5 protein-coding genes are annotated in these 5,466 nt (G+C 72.3%); all 5 read left to right on the top strand.

Annotated elements, in window-relative coordinates; all coding sequences use genetic code 11:
- A partial coding sequence (locus tag ACWD3D_RS32780; protein WP_451464374.1) for a DALR anticodon-binding domain-containing protein occupies positions 1-737 on the top strand: 737 nt, incomplete at its 5' end.
- Positions 738-767: 30 nt separating this feature from the next.
- Positions 768-2,159, top strand: coding sequence for a diaminopimelate decarboxylase (gene lysA / locus ACWD3D_RS32775; protein ID WP_451464373.1), 1,392 nt, complete (start codon positions 768-770; stop codon positions 2,157-2,159).
- A 95-nt stretch (positions 2,160-2,254) separates the two neighbouring features.
- The gene (locus ACWD3D_RS32770; RefSeq protein WP_451464372.1) at positions 2,255-3,610 is read left to right on the top strand and encodes a homoserine dehydrogenase; all 1,356 of its coding nucleotides are present in this window, start codon (positions 2,255-2,257) and stop codon (positions 3,608-3,610) included.
- Between the two features lie 6 nt (positions 3,611-3,616).
- A complete protein-coding gene (thrC, locus tag ACWD3D_RS32765; protein ID WP_451464371.1) occupies positions 3,617-4,687 on the top strand; it encodes a threonine synthase in 1,071 nt (356 codons plus the stop codon).
- 391 nt (positions 4,688-5,078) lie between these two features.
- Positions 5,079-5,466, top strand: a 388-nt coding sequence (locus ACWD3D_RS32760; protein WP_451464370.1) for a homoserine kinase, incomplete at its 3' end; no start/stop codon positions are given.

Here is a 5,466-nt window from a genome sequence, read left to right as displayed (position 1 = left end):
CCACCGAAACCCTGGCCTCGAACCCGGTCGAACGCTCCTCCTACGACGAGTGCGCGCGCACCACCCCGGCCGGACCCGCCGACCCGGCGTGGGGCGGCCTGGGGGTCGCCTCGGGCACGGGCTCCGGGCCCGCGCCGGACGGCCCGTCCGCGGGAGTCGGCGACGCGACCGCGATCCGGCCGGTGCCCGCCGGTGCGCCCGCCGCCGAGCTGCTCGTACGCCTCGGGCCGGACGCCGCCCGCTGGGGGCTGCTGCGGGCCGCCGGCCACGACCGGGCCGCGCTCGACGGCGGACTCCTGGTCCAGAGCGCCGCCAACCCGCTCTTCCTGGTCCGCTACGCCCACGCCCGCGCCCACGCCGTCACCCGGGGCGCCCGCGAGCTCGGCGTCCGGGTCGCGCCCGAGGCGTACGGGGACGGCGTCCGGGACCGTACCGCCCAGGACCGCGGTGCCCCGTTCGGCGAGCCGGCCGCCCTCGCGCTGGCCGCCCTCCTCGCCGACCATCCGGCGGTCCTCCTCGCCGCCGCCCGGCACCGTGCGCCCGACCGGCTCGCCCGCCACCTCGAAGCCGTCGCGCACGCCTTCTTCGACTTCCACGACGCCTGCCCCCCGCTTCCCGCCGGCGACGAGAAACCCTCGGCCGCCCACCGCTCCCGGCCGGCCCTCGCCGAAGCCGCCGGAACGGTGCTGGCCGGTGGCCTGTCCCTGCTCGGTATCAGTGCGCCCACACATCTTTGAGAGACCCGAGAGACCCGAGAGAGCCGAACGATGAGCCGATCCGCCCACCCCGCCGGTCCCCGTCACGCCGATGTCGTCCCCGAGGGGCACTACGCCGCCCCGCCCACCGACCTGAACCTCCTCGACGAGAAGGTCTGGTCGCGCACCGTCACCCGTGACGCCAACGGCGCCCTCACGGTCGGCGGCATCGAAGTCGCCCGGCTCGCCGAGGAGTTCGGAACCCCGGCGTACTTCCTCGACGAGGCCGACTTCCGGGCCCGCTGCCGCGCCTGGTCCGACGCCTTCGGCGCCGACGCCGACGTCTACTACGCGGGCAAGGCCTTCCTCTCCCGCGCGATCGTGCGCTGGCTCCGCGAGGAGGGGCTCAACCTCGACGTCTGCTCCGGTGGGGAGCTGACCACCGCGCTGGACGCCGGGATGCCCGCCGAGCGCATCGCCTTCCACGGCAACAACAAGACGACGGACGAAATCGAGCGGGCCGTGGAGGTCGGTGTCGGCCGGATCGTCCTCGACTCCTTCCAGGAGATCGTCCGCGTCGCCCACGCCGCCCAGCGGCTCGGCAAGCGCCAGCGGGTGCAGATCCGGGTCACCGTCGGCGTGGAGGCGCACACCCACGAGTTCATCGCCACCGCGCACGAGGACCAGAAGTTCGGGATCGCGCTGGCCGGTGGCCAGGCGGCCGAGGCGGTACGCCGCGCCCTCACGCTGGACGGCCTGGAGCTCACCGGCATCCATTCCCACATCGGCTCGCAGATCTTCGACATGGCCGGTTTCGAGGTTTCCGCCCGCCGGGTGGTCCAGCTCCTCGCCGAGGTGCGCGACGAGCACGGCGTCGAGCTCTCCGAGATCGACCTCGGTGGCGGCCTGGGCATCGCCTACACCTCCGACGACGACCCGCGCGAGCCGCACGAGATCGCCAAGGCGCTCGGCGACATCGTCACCCGCGAGTGCGAGGCCTCGGGTCTCGCCACCCCCCGGATCTCCGTCGAGCCGGGGCGCGCCATCGTGGGCCCCACCGCCTTCACCCTCTACGAGGTCGGCACGATCAAGCCGCTCGAAGGGCTCCGCACGTACGTCAGCGTCGACGGCGGGATGTCCGACAACATCCGGACCGCGCTCTACGACGCCGAGTACAGCGTCGCGCTCGTCTCGCGCAGCTCCGACGCCGAACCGATGCTGGTCCGGGTCGTCGGCAAGCACTGCGAGAGCGGCGACATCGTGGTGAAGGACGCGTTCCTGCCGGCCGACCTGGCCCCCGGCGACCTGATCGCCGTACCGGCCACCGGCGCGTACTGCCGGTCGATGGCGAGCAACTACAACCACGCACTCCGCCCGCCCGTCGTCGCCGTGCGCGACGGACAGGCGCGCGTCGTCGTCCGACGCGAGACGGAGGAAGATCTCCTGCGTCTCGATGTCGGTTGATGAAATAGATGTCTCAGAATCCGGACGGGTGACAGAATCGCCCGTCCGGTGAGTGAGACTGTTCCACACATCAAAAGCAGGAGAAACGAGGTCGGATGATGCGTACGCGTCCGCTGAAGGTGGCGCTGCTGGGCTGTGGTGTGGTCGGCTCAGAGGTGGCGCGCATCATGACGACGCACGCCGACGACCTCGCCGCGCGCATCGGCGCGCCGGTGGAGCTCGCCGGCGTCGCCGTCCGCCGGCCCTCGAAGGTGCGCGAGGGAATCGATCCCGCGCTCATCACCACCGACGCCACGGCCCTGGTCGAACGAGGCGACATCGACGTCGTGATCGAGGTCATCGGCGGCATCGAGCCGGCCCGCACCCTCATCACCTCCGCCTTCGAGCACGGCGCGAGCGTCGTCTCCGCCAACAAGGCGCTCCTCGCCGAGGACGGCACGGCCCTGCACGCCGCCGCCGAGAAGCACGGCCGCGACCTGTACTACGAGGCAGCCGTCGCCGGGGCCATCCCGCTGGTGCGTCCGCTGCGCGAGTCCCTCGCCGGCGACAAGGTCAACCGGGTGCTCGGCATCGTCAACGGCACGACCAACTTCATCCTCGACAAGATGGACACCAGCGGCGCCGGTTACTCCGAGGCGCTCGACGAGGCGACCGCCCTCGGGTACGCCGAAGCCGACCCGACCGCCGACGTCGAGGGCTTCGACGCCGCCGCGAAGGCCGCGATCCTGGCCGGGATCGCCTTCCACACCCGGGTGAAGATCGGCGAGGTGCACCGCGAGGGCATCACCGAGGTCACCGCCGCCGACATCGCCTCCGCCCGCCGCATGGGCTGCACCGTCAAGCTCCTCGCCATCTGCGAGCGGGCGGCGGACGGGCAGTCGGTCACCGCGCGCGTCCACCCCGCGATGATCCCGCTCAGCCACCCGCTGGCCTCCGTGCGCGAGGCGTACAACGCCGTCTTCGTCGAAGCCGAGGCGGCCGGGCAGCTGATGTTCTACGGCCCCGGCGCCGGCGGTTCGCCGACCGCCTCGGCGGTCCTCGGCGACCTCGTAGCCGTCTGCCGGAACAAGCTCAACGAGGCCACCGGCCCCGGTGAGTCCGCCTACGCGCGCCTCCCCGTCAGCCCGATGGGCGAGGTCGTGACGCGTTACCACATCAGCCTCGACGTCGCCGACAAACCGGGTGTTCTCGCCCAGGTCGCCACGGTCTTCGCCGAGCAGGGTGTGTCGATCGATACCGTTCGTCAGCAAAGCCGTAATTCGAGCAGCGGCGACGAGGTCGCCGTCGAGCAGGGTGGCGGCGGGCGCTGGGCGGACACGAGCGGCGAGGCTTCTCTCGTCGTCGTCACCCACCGCGCGCCCGACGCCGCCCTCTCGGCGACCGTCGAAGCGCTGCGGAAGCTCGACACCGTGCGCGGTGTCGCCAGCATCATGCGTGTTGAAGGGGAGTAAGGACCCATGACCAGCAAGGGCACCCACCAGTGGCGCGGGATCATCGAGGAGTACCGGGACCGCCTTCCGGTCACGAGCACGACGCCGATCGTCTCGCTCGGTGAAGGTGGCACGCCGCTCGTTCAGGCGCAGGTTCTCTCCGAGCGCACGGGCTGCGAGGTGTACCTCAAGGTCGAGGGCGCCAACCCCACCGGTTCGTTCAAGGACCGCGGCATGACCATGGCCATCACCCGGGCCAAGGAGGAGGGCGCGCAGGCCGTCATCTGCGCCTCCACCGGCAACACCTCCGCCTCCGCCGCCGCGTACGCGGTGCGCGCCGGGATGGTCTGCGCCGTCCTCGTCCCGCGCGGCAAGATCGCGCTCGGCAAGATGGGCCAGGCGCTCGTGCACGGCGCCAAGATCCTCCAGGTCGACGGCAACTTCGACGACTGCCTGACGCTGGCCCGCTCGCTGTCGGACAACTACCCGGTGGCGCTCGTCAATTCGGTCAACCCGGTCCGCATCGAGGGCCAGAAGACCGCCGCGTTCGAGATCGTCGACGCGCTCGGCGACGCCCCGGACATCCACGTCCTGCCCGTCGGCAACGCGGGCAACATCACGGCCTACTGGAAGGGCTACACCGAGTACGCCGGTGACGGCATGGCCACCCACCGGCCGCGCATGTGGGGCTTCCAGGCCTCCGGCTCCGCGCCCATCGTGCGCGGCGAGATCGTGAAGGACCCGGCGACGATCGCCACCGCGATCCGGATCGGCAACCCGGCGTCCTGGGACTACGCGCTGGCCGCCCGGGACGAGTCCGGCGGCTTCATCGACGAGGTGACCGACCGTCAAATCCTGTCGGCCTACCGCCTGTTGGCCGCACAGGAGGGCGTCTTCGTGGAGCCCGCCTCGGCCGCCTCCGTCGCCGGCCTGCTCAAGGCCGCCGAAGAGGGCAAGGTCGACCCCGGCCAGCGGATCGTCTGCACCGTCACCGGCAACGGCCTGAAGGACCCCGACTGGGCTGTCGCGGGCGCGCCGCAGCCCGTCACCGTCCCGGTCGACGCCGCCACCGCCGCGGAGAAGCTCGGCCTCGTCTGAGCCTCCCCGCTCCCCGGGACCCGGTTCCGGGGCACCGCACCGACACCGCACCGCCCGTCAGGCGAAAGCCTCCGGGCGGTGCGGCGCACACCGGGCGGACCGGGCCCAACCCCCCTGATCCGGGCGGAGAGCGCAAGGGATGCGTACGACACGCATCGTGCGCCTCCCATGCGCCCTATGTCGCCACAGAACCTTCCTTCGATAAGCTGTACGCGACCGGCAGCGCCGTAAGGGCCTGTCCTTGTCGTCGTGCGGTGGTCGTGGGGTCCACCACCGGAGCACCGCCGCCCGGAAACCGTGTTTCCGGCCGACCGGACTCCCGTGTCAGCACCCCGCCCCCGCAGAGTCACCCGCACGCACCGCAACCCCGCCCCAAGGAGTCCACCAGCCGATGGCCGGTCCCGCGTTCCGAGCCGCCGCCGTCAGGGTGCGCGTCCCCGCCACCAGCGCCAATCTGGGCCCGGGCTTCGACGCCCTCGGCCTCTCGCTGGGCCTCTACGACGACGTGGTCGTCCGGGTCGCCGACTCCGGTCTGCACATCGACATCGCCGGCGAGGGCGCCGACAACCTGCCCCGCGACGAGTCGCACCTGCTCGTACGTTCCATGCGCACCGCCTTCGACCTGCTCGGCGGACAGCCGCGCGGGCTGGAAATCGTCTGCGCCAACCGCATCCCGCACGGCCGCGGCCTCGGCTCCTCGTCCGCCGCCATCTGCGCCGGCATCGTCGCCGCCCGCGCCGTGACGACCGGCGGCGAGGCCCGCCTCGACGACGCCGCGC

The organism is Streptomyces sp. NPDC002690 (assembly GCF_053592415.1).
The sequence above is the reverse complement of the archived record's forward strand: the minus strand, read 5'-3'. Positions and strand labels throughout refer to the sequence as shown.